Genomic DNA, 17,290 nt, shown 5'->3' on the forward strand with positions numbered 1-17,290 from the left:
ATAACTCTGATGCGGGAGATAATATTCAGCCTGTCAAAGCCGGCTGGCAATGTGGCCAGCAGGCAAAGGATAGTGCTCTGCCCTATTGCAGTCAAGCACACAAAATGACATTTGTTTTAAATTAGATCATTAAAAAGTAAGGATAAATAATGAGATAGTTATTGTTAAATGAGGGTTTATAAAGGTGGGGGGTTTTGGCAGCTATAACTTTATAGGTTGTAACCTTTTAACAAGTTTAAAGGTTACACCGCTCAATTAAATTATAAATAGAAATTAGACTTAACCTATTTTCATAAAATATAAATCAGTGCCTTTTGCAATTGTCTGCTCTTGAAAAGGTACTATCACAATACAATTCGCTTTAACAAATGGCTCTATCTGATATGACTGTTGTTGCTCAATAATTTCTAATACATATTCCCCATTTTCTTGAGCCTTATAACACCCCCATAACAACTTTCTATTTGTCACATCAGGAACAATTTCTATGTCAGTTTTACCTTTAAAGTAAGCATGATCAAAAAAGTCTGAGATGTGTTTATTCAAAATATATTTCACAAAAGCATGCATTAGAATCGCAATATCTTGGATGTCACCCGGTAAATTAATAATAGTCGCTTTGTCTTCTGTAACAACTACACGCATACCTTTATGATTACCGCTTTCATCATATATCTGCACAGTCTCACGACTAGGTGGAGTCCTATCTTGTCCTTTAAGAATTTTAATTTCATTAGCTGGCATACAACGTGTATTCAAGGCCGATGACATGCTGCTTTGATCAAAGATTGGAAGTTTTTCAAGCTGGAATAAAGAAGAACGATTATTTTGATATGTGCAGCAAAGAATGACATCAAAGTTTGAAGTTTGTTCTTCAAAGAATTTTATATAATCGTCCCTGCTTGTCGTTAATGAGTCATCTAAAGCTGGGTCATTATCTTTTTTAAGATTATTAAATGCAGCATTAAAACGTTCAGGTTTGAGTGATTTGATTTCTACCTGTTCGTAGCCCCATGTTTTCAAGACATCTTTAACATATAGACTTTCCTCACTCATTTCTTCTTTATCAAAAGAATGCATACTTATAATGAGAATTTTGGGGTTTTTATATATAGATAATTCTTTGATTCCCGCTCGTCTTAAAACAATTAATTTTTCAGTAGTCAGTTTCTCATCTTTTTTTAGAATCACATCACCTTGTTTAAATATACTGCCCTTTGGAATAACACCATGCATGGCAGGAATAGAGCCATTAATCTTTTTAGCCTCGGTATCAGAAAGATCTAATCTTTCATCTTGTTCAGCAATCACTGAATCTAAAGACTCTGGTAATTTTGTATAGGCAGGAATTTCTAATAAACTTGGAGTTTTTAGATCTAATTTATACGGATTAATAGATCTATAAAGCTGTTGTCCCCAATAATACCAATGAGTAATTAATAAAGGGCTATCTTTGCTTGCAGATTGAGTTGTTTCTGAGTTAAGAGCCCAACCCGCATATTCAGATAAATTATGCAGAGGATAATCCTGTAAAGCATATACATCACTTGCGTTAACTTGATTTATTACTTTATCTAATTTTACAGTTTCTTTTAAATCACCTTTAGGCAAATTTATATTGATATGATAAAAAATGTCCGTTAAATGATTTGGTAAGTTATCTGGTATTGGAAGTTTTTTTTGCATAAATATAGATCCTAGAATTACCTCAAATAGAAGGTACTTCGCTAGTTTTAATTATTAATAAAGTATTTATCGTTATCTAAAACATTCGGTATTAAATAAGCTCCAAACTGCTTCAGCTTTTTAGGAAATGAAATTGCTCTTTTAGGCGAATATAGAAACTGAAATTAATTTATAAAACCAATAAAAAAGCCCTAAACCATTATAATTTAGGGCTTTTTCAGTCATATAAAGCTATTCGAATTTATATGACTTTAAATCTTGGTAGGTATATCCAGACTCGAACTGGAGACCTCTACGATGTCAACGTAGCGCTCTAACCAACTGAGCTATACACCTAGAATGGAAAGCATCATATTCATTTTTCAAAAGCAAAACAAGTGATTTTCAATTGAAAAAAATACAAATGAGCAGACTTTAAGCAAACTTTTTTCATTTTCAAAAAAAGAAAAACGGTACATGGTTTAACCACATACCGTTTTGTTTAGCTGAATATCAAGCTCAACTTAACAAGGGCATTTCTTTAAGTTACCGCCTGCCGATGGATATCTCGAATCAACACAATGACGATAGAAAGTCTTTGCATCCATTGGTGTTAAATCAGGATGATGAGCTTTCATATGTTCCAGATAAGTTTGATAGTCTGGAACCCCAACCATCAGTCGAAAGCTTTGCTGCAAACGCTGCCACAAGGTTGCAATACGCGACCAGTTCTTTGGCGAAAGCAGTAGCTCTTTTTGCGAGAGCACCGTCATTTTGATGATTTTCGCAATAATGACAGTTCCATTTTTTGCAAATTTAAAATTCATCATTACTCTCCTCGTGGGGTGACCACTTCCGGATCAGCATATACAGCTGGCGCTTCATTTACTGTTGGTTTAGGGCTTGCTAAAGCACGGCGCACAATACCAATTGAAGCAATAATCATGACAATCGAAACAATCATAAAGAAGCCACAAAGCGCAGCATTAATCTGATTTGACATCACAATGTTTTGCATCTCAGCAATAGTTTTGGCTGGTTTAAGAATTTCACCACGCGCAATCGCATCTGAAAATTTATTCGCTTGAGCCAAGAAACCAATCTTTGGATTTTCATGGAAAATCTTTTGCCATCCCGCAGTCATACAGGTCACGAATAAGAAAATTGTTGGGATGATGGTCACCCATACATACTTTTCTTTCTTCATTTTAAACAGAATGACTGTACCCAAAATGAGTGCCATCGAAGCCAACATTTGGTTACCTACACCAAATAAAGGCCATAAGGAATTAACACCACCCAGTGGATCAATCACCCCTTGATAGACGAAGAAGCCCCATCCACCTACCGCAACAGCCGTACCGACTAAATTACCGAAGAATGAACCTGATGCTTTAACCGCAGGAATAACAATACCAACCGTGTCTTGCACCATGAAACGACAAGCACGAGTACCCGCATCTACAGCAGTTAAAATGAATAATGCTTCAAATAAAATCGCAAAGTGGTACCAGAACGCCATCATTTCACGGCTATTAAAAATTTCCGAAATGATATGTGCCATACCAATCGCAAATGTAGGTGCACCACCCGTACGTGAAAGAATTGAGCTTTCACCCACTTCTTGAGCCAATAAAGTCAGCATTTCAGGCGTAACGACAAAGCCTAAATTGCGCACAGCTTCTGCCGCAGATTCTACAGTTGTACCAAGCACAGCCGCAGGAGCATTAATCGCAAAGTACACACCCGGGTCTAAGACAGTTGCACAGATCATCGCCATAATACCGACGAAAGATTCCATGAGCATACCGCCATAACCAATCACACGAATATCCGCTTCATTATTCACGAGTTTAGGTGTTGTACCACTTGATACAAGTGCGTGGAAGCCAGAAATAGCACCACAGGCAATGGTAATAAATAGGAATGGAAATAAACTACCTGAGAAAACAGGACCAGTACCGTCAATAAAATGAGTCACTGCCGGCATTTTCAATTCAGGTAATGCAATGACAATACCAATTGCTAAACCTAAAATGACACCAATTTTAAGGAACGTTGATAGATAATCACGTGGTGCTAACAACAACCAGACAGGTAAAACTGATGCGATAAATCCATAAATGATTAAGCACCATGTGAGTTGTGTACCTGTTAAAGTGAAAAATTCACCCCAATAAGGATCTGCTGCAACATGTCCACCATAAACAATGGCAAGCATCATTAAAACGAAGCCGATAATAGAAACTTCAGCAATACGTCCCGGGCGAATAAAACGCATGTAAACGCCCATAAATAATGCAATTGGAATCGTCGCTGCAATACTAAAAACACCCCATGGACTATGGGCAAGTGCTTTCACCACAACTAAAGCCAGTACCGCAAGGATAATAATCATTACCCCAAGCGCACCGAGCATGACGACAATACCGGCAAAAGAACCGAGTTCTTGTTTTGCCATTTCACCAAGCGATCGACCGTCTCGACGCGTTGAAATAAATAAAACTAAAAAGTCTTGTACCGCACCCGCCAAAACCACACCGACCAATAACCAGATCGTTCCTGGTAAAAAGCCCATTTGTGCAGCCAAAATTGGTCCGACTAATGGCCCCGCTCCTGCAATTGCAGCAAAGTGGTGACCGAAAAGCACATATTTATTGGTGGGAACATAATCCAGACCATCGGCCAAGCGATGTGCTGGGGTTAAACGTCTTGGGTTTAATTCAAATACTTTAGTTGCAATAAATAGACTATAAAATCGATATGCGATGCTATATACACATGCTGCAGCGAGTACAAGCCAAACCGCATTGACATGTTCACCACGGCTGAGTGCCAGCATCCCAAAAGAAATTGCACCTATAATTGCCACTAGGCTCCAGACCAGCTTGGAGGGAAGCGTAGATTTCGCTTGCATTGTGTCCATTCTTAACCTCTCAATAAATAACTACAGCATTTTTATATTGTTATGTACTGTTTCTCTTAATCCCTGTGACTCTACTCCTCCTTTTTCTTTTTTCCTCTTATACTTTCGCATAAAAAAAGGGATGATTTACATCATCCCTTCGATAATAGTGTATTTTTTAACTATTATGCACGCTCTAAATAATCGCCAGTACGAGTATCTACACGAACGCTTTCTTCTTGCTGAACAAATAACGGAACACGAACAACCGCACCTGTTTCAAGCTTAGCTGGTTTACCGCCGCCGCCAGAAGTATCACCACGTACGCCCGGATCAGTTTCAACGATTTTCAATACAACGAAGTTCGGTGGGCTTACTGTTAAAGGTACGCCGTTGAACAACATAATTGTACATTTTTCATTTGAATCGTCTTTTAACCATTTAGCAGCATCGCCCATTGCAATTTTGTCTGCAGCGATTTGCTCAAAAGATACAGGATCCATGAAGTTCCACATTTCACCATCGTTGTATAGGTATTCCATTTCAACTTCAACGATGTCAGCTGCTTCTAAAGAGTCACCTGATTTGAAAGTTTTTTCTAATACTTTACCGGTTTTAAGGTTACGTAATTTTACACGGTTGAACGCTTGACCTTTACCTGGTTTTACATATTCGTTTTCCATGATTGAACATGGGTTACCATCAAGCATAACCTTAAGGCCTGCTTTGAAATCATTTGTAGAATAATAGGCCATGAAAGGCACACTCCAAACTTAACAAGTCAACTATGCGATATAATGCGTTGTTGCATTATCTTAATCGTGTCAAATGATAAACTATTTATACCAAGAGCAAAACTGGCAATCTCAACTGAGTGACCTTATTACTGATCCTTCGGAATTGCTAAGCCTACTCGAGTTATCCTCAGAACAGCTATTATCGGGTGCGATTCTGGCTTCTGAAAAGTTTAAATTGCGTGTTCCTCGCGCGTTCGTCGGAAAAATGAACGCTAAAAACCCGCTTGACCCGCTTTTGCTACAAGTATTACCTCATCATTTAGAACTCGAAGAACATCCTGAGTTTGTTACTGACCCATTAGGCGAAGAAGCAGCAAATCAATTACCGGGTGTATTACATAAATATAAGTCACGTTTTTTACTGACTTTGACGGGTGCTTGCGCCGTACATTGCCGTTATTGCTTCCGTCGTCATTTCCCCTATCAAGAAAATTTGCCAAAAAATGAAGATTGGCTAAATATTAAAAACTATATTGAAGCAAACCCGAACATTAACGAGATCATTTTAAGTGGTGGTGACCCGCTTACTCTTTCTAACCGTAAATTAGCACTTTGGTTAGAACGCCTATCATCTCTCAAACAAATCCAGATTCTGAGAATTCACTCACGAGTCCCAATTGTTATCCCTAATCGAATCGACGAACAGCTGATTTCTTTATTAAAAAACAGTAGGCTGCGTATAGTTCTGGTGGTACACTCAAACCATGCTTCTGAACTCGATGACTTTACTTGTTCAAAATTGTTGCAGTTATCTGACCATCACATTACTGTACTAAATCAGGCAGTATTGCTTAAGGGTGTCAATGACTCTGCACAGACGTTAATTGATTTAAGTTATCGTTTATTTGAAGCTCGCGTTATGCCTTATTACTTACATGTTTTAGATAAAGTAAAAGGTGCACAACATTTTGATTTAGAATCATCCAAGATAGATGATATCTATCGTGACGTGTTAGCGAACCTACCGGGGTATTTGGTTCCTAAACTCGTCAGGGAAATTGCGGGCGAAAAGAATAAAACACCGCTTTTTGGGGCTACAACTTTTTGAGTTATATAATAAGTGATGATGAATAATGCGCTGTCGGACATTTTTCACAATCAAACCGAACTCACTCGTGAACGGTTAAGCTTTTGTGAAGCCAATATTAAAGATCTTAATGAATGGGTGACTACCCTTTCTATTATGCAACTCGGCGATACGTCAAAAGCATTATTCACAGCCATTTTAGAGCTCAATGAATTAAAATGTAGTGAAACCTTACGTTTCGATCTCATACAAACGCTTCATCCGACCATTAATAATGTACTCGCCAGTCTAGAAAAAAACTTCTTTAACCAAGGCGTGATTAGTACAGATCGTAATGAGCACATTATTGAATTAGCGATGTTGCTCCGCTGTTATTTCGCCAGTATTTATTTAAATATTGCGCAAAATAGTCATGAGCAGCTACAGCATCAAAAGTTTTCAATCTTTGCCTATAAGCAAAAAAAGAATTTGCAAACGGCGCGTACTCTATCGACTTTTCATGCTTTAAAGCAGTTAACGAGTCTTCTATATCAGCAGCATATGCTCTATAGCGAGCCTCTTAAAGGACAATGGTTAATTGCACATCAGCTCTATGAAACCGCTGTTCAACACAAATACCATCTGACAAATATCAATCATATTCAGGGTATCCACCATCCGTTAGCAAATATCACTCAGGCCTATGCTCAACTGATTTTGCTCGATATTTTAAATACCAACCAGATTCGTCAGTCAGAAATTCAGGCATTATTTCAATGTAGTTTTGACTGGGCAAGAATGATTCATATTTTGCCAAAAGATACCGCATTGACGAAATATGTGGTCGACCCAAATAAAGATCATCCGCCTGTTTATAATACAAAGCGTAGCTCTAACTTTAACCCAAGCATCTTTATAGGTACGCAAGCTTTACTTGAGCATGTCACTGCAACCATGCATAAAAATGCTCAATATATTTCTAAGAATGAAAAGTTTTATTTAAGCCCAGCTTTAAAGTTTCATGTTCAAACGATTTTAGGAACCACAGCTCAACGTCGTCATGAACGTTATGAATACAATGCAGAGCTTCAAATTTGTTTTGGTTTAAGCACTGCTCATTTCTATCTATCGAAAGCAAAAAACTTTGAAGAAACGCTACAGCTTAACCATAACTATAACTTACAAAGCGAATCTAAAGTTTTATCCAACTTAGAGAAGAAAGAACAACAAACCAGCTCTTATCAACGCTTAAGTCGTGAAAGCAAAACCATTTATCAAACCACCGTTCTCGATATTAGTGTCAATGGATATCGTATTAAATGGTCTGGCGAAGCACCAAAGAACTTAAGAACCGGTGAATACATCTTAGTTAAAGAAACTTTGCATGGACAATGGCGTGGCGGTGTAATTCGTTGGATTAAACAATCGACAGAAAAATCTCTAGAGTTAGGTTTAGAGATTTTGTCGCAAGCCATGTTTCCTTGTTCAGTGCATATTCAAGCTGAGCGTCATACTCGCAATTATCATCCCGCACTATTACTACAAACACAAAATCTAGAAGAAATACAAAATACGCTTATTTTACCGGGCTCTCAAATTTTTAGAGAGCAACAAACAATTCATTTACGATTGGGGACAGAAGAAATCAAAGTGTATCTACTCAAAGCACAACTCATTACGCAAAGTTTTATTCAATTTCATTTCGAGCTTTTGAATGAGCAGCAACAAGGTCTGCTTGATCAGTTCATGATGAAAAAGGGTAATAACTCTAGCACTCAAGATTTATGGGAAGCACTAAAGTGAGAAACTCTTTATTATCTAAAAAGTTAAAACGTACTGAAACACGTTTACTCATTATTGATGACAACCAGCTACGTTATAACCAGATTTTAAATTTATTATTGGGGAATGATTATCAAGTTCAGGCATTATTACTTGATGATTTAAAAAGTTTTGAAAAACAGTTAAATACGCCATGGGATGTTATTATTTTTGGTCGTGCTTATGACCTAAAAATTGAACAAACTCTCTCCCTCATTCAAGCATCTGAGCAGCCAAATTTACCTGTTTTATTATTACAACCTGAAGATTATCAACCTCAGCAATATCAAGCTTATATTCAAAAAGGCATTTATGATGTAGTTCCCTTAGAACCATTAGATTATTTTTATATCACCCTTCTTCGGACCTTGTCATATAGCCACTTATTACAAACCGAACAACGCCTGACCAATGAGTTAGAAACAATTCACTCTCATACACAAACATTGGTCAATAACAGCCATAAAGCAGTTGCCCTTTTTCAAGAAGGGATGCATGTTAAGGCAAACACAGAATACCTCAACCTTTTTGGTTTTAAGCAAGAAGACGAGATTATTGGTCTGCCTATCTTAGATGTTTTACAACCTAATGATTTAAATGTTTTTAAACAAAGATTTAAGAAAATTTCATTAGGCCAATTTGATCAGGCCCGTTTTGAAATTCAGAGTCAACATGCGGCAATTTCAGGTAATAATGCGCTAAAACTAGAGTTTATTCCTAGTCAGGAAGAAGATGCCGTACAGTTAACCATTGACTATCAACTGGATTTAACAACACCAGCAAATACAGTTTTTGCCGAAAAGAGTTATGGGGTGCAAACAGCTTGGCAACAAATTAATCGACATCTATCGACCTACCCTGCTCAAGCCAACGCATTAATTTTATTTAAATTAAATCAGTGCCCCGAACGAGTATTTCAACAAGATTGGCAAACTCCTGCACAATATTTTAATCAGCTGCAAAGTTTCTTAAAAGAACACGCGCAAATGCCGATTTTTAATATTGAACTTGGTGCATATGTTGGAGTTTTACAAGCTGAAAACAGCAACGTTCTTAACTCTCAACTAGTTAGTCTGCAAAGTTTGCAAAAAGAGCATTTATTAAAGATTAATGAGCTTAACTACTCGATCCAGTTTAAGCTGAGTTATGCCCCAATAACCGAACCTTTAAATGAAGATAGCTTTACAAAGCTACTTGATCGAACAAGTCTGCAAGAGCTGCCTAAAGCGAAGTCAGAAATTGAGTTAGCTCCAACCATCGAGACTATCGCTCCTGAGCCTGCCAACTCGCCTATATCGCTTGATCTAAGCCTTCAACATGTTGATGATCCTCTGCAATCATCCGTATTACAGCAATTAAAGCAACAACTAGCTCGAAGTGAAATTCATTTAAAATATCAGCAGATCTACGATAAACACGATCAAGAAACCCATAACTATGAGGTGACTAGCGGTTTTATTAGTAATGAACAATGGTATGACATAAATGACTTGGCTGAATTAAGAGAAGACAGTGAGCTTTCTATTCAATTAGATCGCTGGATTTTGGTTGAGGCATGTAAGCAACTACATAACTTTATTACTCAATACCCGAAAGCTAAACTGATTATTAACCTGAATATTGATATCTTGCTCAAAGATAAATCTTTCCCTGAACTCATTTCGAAATTACTCACCATTATTGGTAGTAAGCTTGAAAGCCCACTGGTTTTACAATTTTCAGAACAAGCAATTCAGCCTCATCTTGCAATTGCTCAGCAACACATAGCTCGCCTGCGTCAACACGGCGCAGAAATTTCGATTCGGGATTTCAGCTCTTCTATCTATAGCGAATCAATATTGCAACAACTAGACGTTCAATATTTAAAACTGCAATCGAAGAAAACTGAGCTATTAAACTCAGATGATGGTCTAGCTCGCTTACAAGAAAAGGTTTTGAACTATTTGACTGTAAAACCAGTCGGGATTTTACTGAGTGAACTTAATGACATGAACTCATTTGCAAATGCTTGGAATGTAGAAGCTCGTTTCTTGCAAGGCCAATATTTTCAGAAAAAACTTGATCGTTTAACGGACGTACAAGACCAATAATGGTCTTGTACTGAAAAACAAAAAACGGGCATAAAGCCCGTTTTTTGTTTCGTGTTGCAGTATTAACGCTTGATAGAGCGAGACATACCAGCAAAACGTTGTTTGAATTTGTCGATACGACCACCAGTATCTACATTCTTTTGCTTACCAGTGTAGAATGGGTGGCAAGCTGAACATACGTCAAGGTAGATAGTTTCTTTACCTAAAGCAGAACGAGTTTCGATTACGTTACCGCAAGAACAAGTTGCAACTAATTTTTCATATTTTGGGTGAATATCGGCGCGCATCGTCGATTACTCCTAATTGGAAGAAAGGCTTAAGCTGTCATCGCAATTGATCACTCTCAACTAAGTTGAGGACAGGCTCAAAATGAGCAGATCAACACCACAACAGACCATTCTTTTGGCCCACCGAAACCTCTAGGGTTAGAGCTAAGCACAACAAGTGGGCAACATTATACGTCAAATAATTTTCTTTTGCGAATTAATCTTTCGATTTAGCCCAGTAATTTGCAATCACCCCACACACCATTAATTGGATTTGGTGAAAGATCATAATAGGTAAAACGATCATGCCTAAAGGCTGGCCAATAAATAGAATTTGCGCCATCGGAACACCACTTGCCAAGGTCTTTTTAGAGCTACAAAAGAAAACCGTAACTTGATCTGCTCGGTTAAACCCTAAAGCACGCGGTAGGTAAAGTGCTAATAGCATAATGACCGTTAAAAGCACTGAACATGCAATTGTGAGAATGAGTAAAGTTTTCCAACTCACTTGATGCCAAAGCCCTGCGACTACTGCTCCACTAAATGCTCCATACACCACCATCAAAATCGAGCCTTGATCGAATGCTTTAACAATACTTGGAACTTTTGCCATATAAGGGAAAATATACGGACGTAATAATTGACCTAAAATAAATGGTACTAACAGTAATAATGTAATTTGTATAATTGAAGCCGTTGGATCGAACCCATGTTGGCTTTGGCCTAAAATAAAAAAGCTCACCAATACTGGTGTAATAAACATACCAATCAAGTTCGAAAAAGATGCACTACACACTGCTCCAGCCACATTCCCTTTTGCCACTGATGTAAATGCAATAGAAGATTGAACTGTAGAGGGTAAAAAGCACATAAACAAAAAACCCCAGTACAGCTGCTGACCTAATAGAGGTAACAGAATTGGCTTAGCCAATAAACCAATTACTGGAAAAATAAAGAAAGTAAATGCAAAGACAAGTACATGCATTTTCCAATGCAAAATGCCCTCAATCACCGCCTCTCTTGATAGTTTCGCACCATGTAAAAAGAATAAAATTGCAATTGCGACTGTGGTCAGTGTATTGAAATATTGCGCTGCTTGACCACTGACTGGGAAGAATGTTGCAAGTAATACCATTCCAACCAATAAAATTGTAAATCGATCAAGCGCCAATAACTTCAGCATAGCCATATCCTATGATTATTTTAGATAAATAAAAAACCCAGTTGATAAATTGACCATTTGGTCAAGCCTTCATCATACTGGGCTAAAAAAATAAAGCTAGACTTTTAAGAACTAAATCTTAAAGCATCACAGTCAATTTTTAGTTATTTGTCGCATTAGCATCTTGTTGAATCAATTCGACTTTATAGCCGTCTGGATCTTCAACAAATGCGATAACGGTAACACCACCTTTCATTGGTCCCGCTTCACGCACAACTTTGCCACCACGTGCTTTAATTTCTTCACACGCTTTGTAGGCATCGTCAACACCAATAGCAATGTGACCATAGGCATTGCCTAAATCATAACTTGATGTATCCCAGTTGTGGGTAAGCTCAAGCACGGTATTGGTTTCTTCATCGCCATAGCCAACAAATGCCAGTGTAAAGCGCCCTTCTTCATAATCACGCTTACGAAGTAACTTCATCCCTAATACTTCGGTATAGAACTTTAAAGATTGTTCTAGATTGCCTACTCGCAACATTGTATGAAGCATTCGCATGTCTATTCACCTGCCTTTTCTGATTCATGTGCTTGATGATCTTTTAGCAGTTTTCCAACCCAAACCACTAAGATCAAGATTGGAATACCAATAAGAGTTGTCATCAAAAAGAATTTTGGGTAACCAATATTACTCACTATGGTACCTGAATATCCACCCAAAAGTTTTGGAGTAAGGGTCATGAGTGAACTAAAGATTGCATATTGAACAGCTGTGAACGAAACGCTTGTTAAACTTGAAAGGAATGCAATAAATGCCGCGCCAGCCAGACCAGAAGCCAAATTATCGATAATAATGGCAAAATAAAGCCATAAAGAACTATATGGTTTAATGACCTTACCGCTGATTTCAACTGTTTGACCAGAAAGCGGATCAATATACGATACTGGATCAATATTCACATCAAGTTCACTTGGTGCTTTTAGATTTGAGTTAACAGCATATGGATGAGATGCAGAAAGTATTTTTTGGTCACCCTCTATTACAGCTACATTAAGCTCTTTACTGGTCGATGTGACTAATTTTTTCGCATCAATGGCTGCACTAAAAACACCTTTTTGATCAGTCATTTTTGCATCAAAATTTTGCCCATCAAGGCTAATAATAATTTTTTGGGTAGGAGTTAATGTTTGTCCAAAGTATTGCCCTCGAACCACAACACTTCCCTCACCATCTTTAAGTGAAACCTGATCATTACCCATTACAGGTAAAATTTGTAGAGGTAATTTAGCTGACTCAGCCGTAAGTAATGGCTGAGTACGTGTAACAGGCGCTACATCATTTTGTGCAGCATAAGCAGCTTTTACTTCAATTTGTTTTGTTCCACTAAAAGCAGAACTTGGCACTTCTAATTTCCATAACCCGACTTCGTCTGGCTTGACTTGATAGCTGTGTTCACCAACTTTTACATCTACCATATCTAATGGCTGACCAGATTTTACTAGTCCAATAAAAATTAAATTGGTAGAGCTAGCCAAAACTGCACCGACAAACATCAGTTTCATAATGTTGATGCGCTGTGCTAAAAGACCACCTAAGAAACCGCCGACTAAACTAAATAGTACCCCATAGATTTTAACTGCTTCTGCAATTTGCTCTTTACTGAAGTTAAGATCTTGGTAGAACACATTAGAAATAACACCAGCAATAATGTCTGAAATACGAAAGAAACCAATAAGTAGCAACAACACTAATGCAAGTTTGACACCATAGCGTTTAAAGAAATCTAGAATTGGTGCAATCCATGTCTCTTTAGCCATTTGCTGGTTAACCACACCAATTTTAACAAGTAGGTAACCTACAAAAATCGCAGCAGCAGTTGCAGTTAAAAATCTTAAAGCCTCTAAACCAAATAACGCAGCACTGTCTTTAATATTGCCAGCTTGTGAAATGGCCTCGGTAACCTGCCCAGAATAAATATAAGTGACTACGAATGAAATAACGGCAATAAAAAATACGAGAACCAAACGGTAGTAATCACTACTCTTATAATTTTTATAAACACGATTTACAACAGGCTCACGTACAAGTAGGGTCGTGACAATACCCACTAACATAACGCCTGCCATGGTTAAATAAGTCGTTTTCCAAGCTTCGTAAATATAATTACCCTTAGCAGTTCCCAAGTGGGCAGCTAGAAATAATGCACCCGCTCCAGCCACAATCATGCCAATTCGGTAACCAGCATTATAGGTAGAGGCCAATACCGTTTGCATTTCTGTTTCTGCTAATTCAATACGGTAAGCATCAATCACAATATCTTGGGTTGCTGCCGAGAAGCCAAGTAATACAGCACCTACCGCCATTTGAATAAGATAACTTTGACCTAAGGCAGGATCAGAAAAAGCCATAATACAGATAGCAAGAACGATCAAACACTGTGCAATTAACAACCAAGCTCGTCTTCGGCCTAGGGTTTTAGTTAAGACAGGCACAGGTAACTCATCGATAAGAGGAGCCCAAACGAACTTAAAAGAGTAACCTAGGGCAGCCCAACTAAAAAAAGTGACTGCACTTTTATCAATACCCGCCTCTCCAAGCCATAAAGAAAGACTAGAGAAAATTAATAAAATCGGAATTCCGGCAGAAAAACCTAGAAACAGCATAATTAATGCACGGCGATCTAAAAATGCTTTAAAAGCCGAGACCCAACCCGAAGCTTGTGTGGTCATTCGTTTTTTATTTTCCATAAATTATAAATGTGCCTATTCAAACCCTTCTTACAATTGCTTTCAAGATTCTTTATGCAATCAATTTTGTTTTGGCGATAAAAACGGCAAGTTTGCTTGATATTTTATGCTAAACCTGTATACCTTTAAGCTTCAACCTTCGTTTTCTTTTGCTGGATATCAACAGTGACACAAAAACTTGATCAAGTGACCATCTCAACTTTATCACTCGCTAAAACAAACACCACAAACGTCACAATAAATGCATTTCCTTCAGCTTTTGAGCAACCTGATATAAAAATGACTTTGGATAAAACAGCCTTAAAACCCGAACAACTTACACATATTCCAGATTTTGAAAAAATTCCAGCTTCTACAAAACGTATAAAACCGCTTAATAATTTTTTAGGGCAAGACCGTGCCAAAGCATCGGTAGAAGCAGGTATTTCTTTACCCTACTCTGGCTATAACATTTTTGCAGTAGGAACAGCAGGCTTGGGCAAACGCACCATGATTAAGCGTTTACTCCAACAACATGCGAAAACAATGCCTACTCCAGATGACTGGGTATATGTCTATAATTTTAAGCAAGCACGCCAACCACTTGCTCTACGCTTCCCTGCTGGGCAAGGAACCAAGTTTCAACATACCCTTCATCAAACTTGGCAAATTATTTTAAAACAGCTTGAACGCCGTTTTAGTGCGGAGACCTATCATAACCGTATTGAGCGTATCCGTGAGGAAACTGGAGATGAACAGCAACAAGCGCTTGTCGAGTTAACCAAAGAAGGCGAAGAGCTCGACTTAAAACTCATCTCTCGAAATGAAAAGCATGGTTTTGTACCTGTACAAGTAAAAGATGATCAGGTGCAAGAACTGACTCAAACAGAAATTGATGCTTTAAATACTAAGCAACGTGCTGAAATTGCGGCGAATGTTCGCTACATGGATAAAAAGCTTGAGCGTCTTGGTTTGCATTTAGGTGATTTAGAGGATGACGCACGTGACAAAGTCTCTGTGTTAAATCGAGACATCGCGACTCAAGTGGTTAGGCCACGCATGGATTTGATTTTAAATAAATATGGTCAAGTCAAAGGCCTTGAAGATTATTTAAAACAATATGCTCAAGATGTAATTGATAATGTTGAACTCATTTTAGAGCAAGAAGAAGATGACTTTGCTCCGGCAATGTTCAATCGTGTGCCTGCACGTTATCAAGCTAATGTAATTGTCTCAAACAAACCAAACAGTGGTGCACCGGTTATTTTTGAAGATTTCCCAACGCACTACAACTTGCTTGGTCATGTTGAACAACTTACTCACAACGGCACAATTACCACAGATTTCACTCTCATTCGTCCAGGTGCTCTACATCAAGCGAATGGTGGCTTTTTAATGCTTGAGGCCGAGCAATTACTCGAACAGCCTTATGCATGGCAAGGTTTAAAGCGTGCCTTGAAATCAGGTCAACTAAAGCTTTCTTCTCTTGAACATATGCTGACGTTAACAGGCTCTATCTCGATTGAACCTGCTGCTGTTCCGCTTGATATTAAAGTGGTTCTTATGGCAGAGCCTGAGATTTATTATGAAATTTTAGAAGTAGAACCAGAGCTTGGCAGTGTTTTTAAAATTCGTGCAGATTTTACCGATACTCTGCAACGTAATGACGAAAATGAGCAAGCCTACATGCAGCTAATTGCTGATTATGTACAAGCAGATAAATTACTTCCGTTTGATCGCAGTGCTTTAGCAGCTTTACTTACCGACTCAAGCCGTCAGGCAGAAGACCAAAGCTCACTGTCGTTACATGCTTCAACTTTGGGCGACCTCATTCGCGAAGCACATCACCATGCATTTAAAGCCAATGAAAAGCTTGTAACTGACCAGCACATTAACTTGGCACTACAACACAGACAGTATCGCTTAGGCTATTTAAGAGAGCTTTACTGGCAAGATCTGTCACGTGGAACTCAGTTAATCGAAACTTCTGGTCATCGTTTAGGTCAAATCAATGCCCTCTCTGTCATTCACTATGCAGATGTAGAGTTTGGTTTACCTTCACGTTTGACTGCATCAGTCTATCAAGGTGGCGGTGATATTCTTGATATTGAGCGTAGTGTAGAGCTTGGCGGTTCACTACATGCCAAAGGCGTGTTGCTCATGTCTAGCTTCTTGAAAGCTCACTTTGGTCGTGAACAGATTTTACATTTCTCTGCTGCGCTTGCATTTGAACAAAGTTATGGGCAAGTAGATGGCGACAGTGCAACAGTTGCCGAGCTTTCTGCATTAATTTCAGCAATTAGCCAAATACCAATTGATCAATCATGGGCAATTACGGGTTCTATGAACCAGTTAGGCCAAGTTCAACCAATTGGTGGTGTAAATGCAAAAATTGAGGGCTTCTATGATGCATGTAAATTACAAGGTTTAACTGGCAAACAAGGTGTCATTATTCCACGTCAAAACATGCAGCATTTGATGTTACGCCAAGATGTGATTGATGCGGTACAAAGTGGTCAATTCCATATTCATGCGATTGATACGATTGATCAAGCGCTTGAGATTTTAATGGCCCGCCCTGTCGGTACACTCGACAAAAAAGGTAAGTACAGTAAACACTCTATTTATGCTGCTGTAATGGAGCAACTCGAATATTGGCAAGCCATTGAAGATGGCGCAGAAATTGAAGAGGAGCCAAAGAAGAAAAAGAAAAATAAGAAAAAAATTAAGAAGCATGAAGAACTTACTGCGGAAGATCTACCACAAGAAAATGTAGAAGAAGTTGCAACCTTAAAACAGAAATAATAAAAAGGGCCTGTCAAATACAGGCCCTTTTTACTTTTAGAGT

12 protein-coding genes and 1 tRNA gene are annotated in these 17,290 nt (G+C 38.2%); 4 read left to right on the forward strand and 9 right to left on the reverse strand.

The genetic code is table 11. The features are described 5' to 3' along the window. Positions 1-279 precede the first annotated feature (279 nt). The 5 genes from KTI79_RS03535 to efp form a co-directional block, all read right to left on the reverse strand. Entirely contained in the window at positions 280-1,686 is a 1,407-nt protein-coding gene (locus KTI79_RS03535) for a molybdenum cofactor biosysnthesis protein MoeA (protein WP_032053296.1), read from the reverse strand. Positions 1,687-1,945: 259 nt separating this feature from the next. Continuing rightward, positions 1,946-2,022: transfer RNA gene (locus KTI79_RS03540), tRNA-Val, on the reverse strand. Positions 2,023-2,189: 167 nt separating this feature from the next. Beyond that, the gene (locus KTI79_RS03545) at positions 2,190-2,495 is read right to left on the reverse strand and encodes a YbdD/YjiX family protein (protein WP_002118393.1); all 306 of its coding nucleotides are present in this window, start codon (positions 2,493-2,495) and stop codon (positions 2,190-2,192) included. Continuing rightward, positions 2,495-4,591: a carbon starvation CstA family protein gene (locus tag KTI79_RS03550; protein ID WP_016140378.1), complete on the reverse strand. Its 2,097-nt coding sequence runs from the start codon at positions 4,589-4,591 to the stop codon at positions 2,495-2,497. The genes KTI79_RS03545 and KTI79_RS03550 overlap by 1 nt, the downstream gene beginning before the upstream one ends. Before the next feature lie 164 nt (positions 4,592-4,755). Then, positions 4,756-5,325, reverse strand: coding sequence for an elongation factor P (efp, locus tag KTI79_RS03555; protein WP_002118666.1), 570 nt, complete (start codon positions 5,323-5,325; stop codon positions 4,756-4,758). A 73-nt stretch (positions 5,326-5,398) separates the two neighbouring features. Between efp and epmB the strand changes: the two genes are divergently transcribed. Genes epmB through KTI79_RS03570 form a run of 3 tightly spaced genes read left to right on the forward strand, consistent with a single transcriptional unit; the run spans position 5,399 to position 10,284 of the window. Continuing rightward, complete coding sequence (epmB, locus tag KTI79_RS03560; RefSeq protein WP_005067999.1) at positions 5,399-6,415, forward strand: EF-P beta-lysylation protein EpmB; 1,017 nt, start codon at positions 5,399-5,401, stop codon at positions 6,413-6,415. A 15-nt stretch (positions 6,416-6,430) separates the two neighbouring features. Beyond that, positions 6,431-8,176, forward strand: a complete 1,746-nt coding sequence (locus tag KTI79_RS03565; RefSeq protein WP_032053291.1) for a hypothetical protein — start codon at positions 6,431-6,433, stop codon at positions 8,174-8,176. Further along, the gene (locus KTI79_RS03570; protein WP_086376160.1) at positions 8,173-10,284 is read left to right on the forward strand and encodes an EAL domain-containing protein; all 2,112 of its coding nucleotides are present in this window, start codon (positions 8,173-8,175) and stop codon (positions 10,282-10,284) included. The genes KTI79_RS03565 and KTI79_RS03570 overlap by 4 nt, the downstream gene beginning before the upstream one ends. A 62-nt stretch (positions 10,285-10,346) precedes the next feature. Here KTI79_RS03570 and rpmE read toward each other — a convergent pair whose 3' ends face one another. From rpmE to KTI79_RS03590, 4 genes are all read right to left on the reverse strand, one after another. Continuing rightward, the gene (gene rpmE / locus KTI79_RS03575) at positions 10,347-10,571 is read right to left on the reverse strand and encodes a 50S ribosomal protein L31 (protein ID WP_001200845.1); all 225 of its coding nucleotides are present in this window, start codon (positions 10,569-10,571) and stop codon (positions 10,347-10,349) included. Positions 10,572-10,767: 196 nt separating this feature from the next. Then, complete coding sequence (locus KTI79_RS03580; protein WP_079284103.1) at positions 10,768-11,739, reverse strand: bile acid:sodium symporter family protein; 972 nt, start codon at positions 11,737-11,739, stop codon at positions 10,768-10,770. A gap of 133 nt (positions 11,740-11,872) precedes the next feature. Continuing rightward, entirely contained in the window at positions 11,873-12,274 is a 402-nt protein-coding gene (gene gloA, locus KTI79_RS03585) for a lactoylglutathione lyase (RefSeq protein WP_005067992.1), read from the reverse strand. Between the two features lie 2 nt (positions 12,275-12,276). Then, a complete protein-coding gene (locus tag KTI79_RS03590) occupies positions 12,277-14,463 on the reverse strand; it encodes an AmpG family muropeptide MFS transporter (protein WP_079284102.1) in 2,187 nt (728 codons plus the stop codon). Positions 14,464-14,628: 165 nt separating this feature from the next. Here KTI79_RS03590 and KTI79_RS03595 point away from each other — a divergent pair, with 165 nt between their 5' ends. Continuing rightward, complete coding sequence (locus KTI79_RS03595) at positions 14,629-17,247, forward strand: Lon protease family protein (RefSeq protein WP_032053287.1); 2,619 nt, start codon at positions 14,629-14,631, stop codon at positions 17,245-17,247. Positions 17,248-17,290 lie beyond the last annotated feature (43 nt).

The organism is Acinetobacter sp. WU_MDCI_Abxd143, from assembly GCF_025514195.1.
GTDB classification, from domain to species: Bacteria; Pseudomonadota; Gammaproteobacteria; order Pseudomonadales; family Moraxellaceae; genus Acinetobacter; species Acinetobacter pittii_H.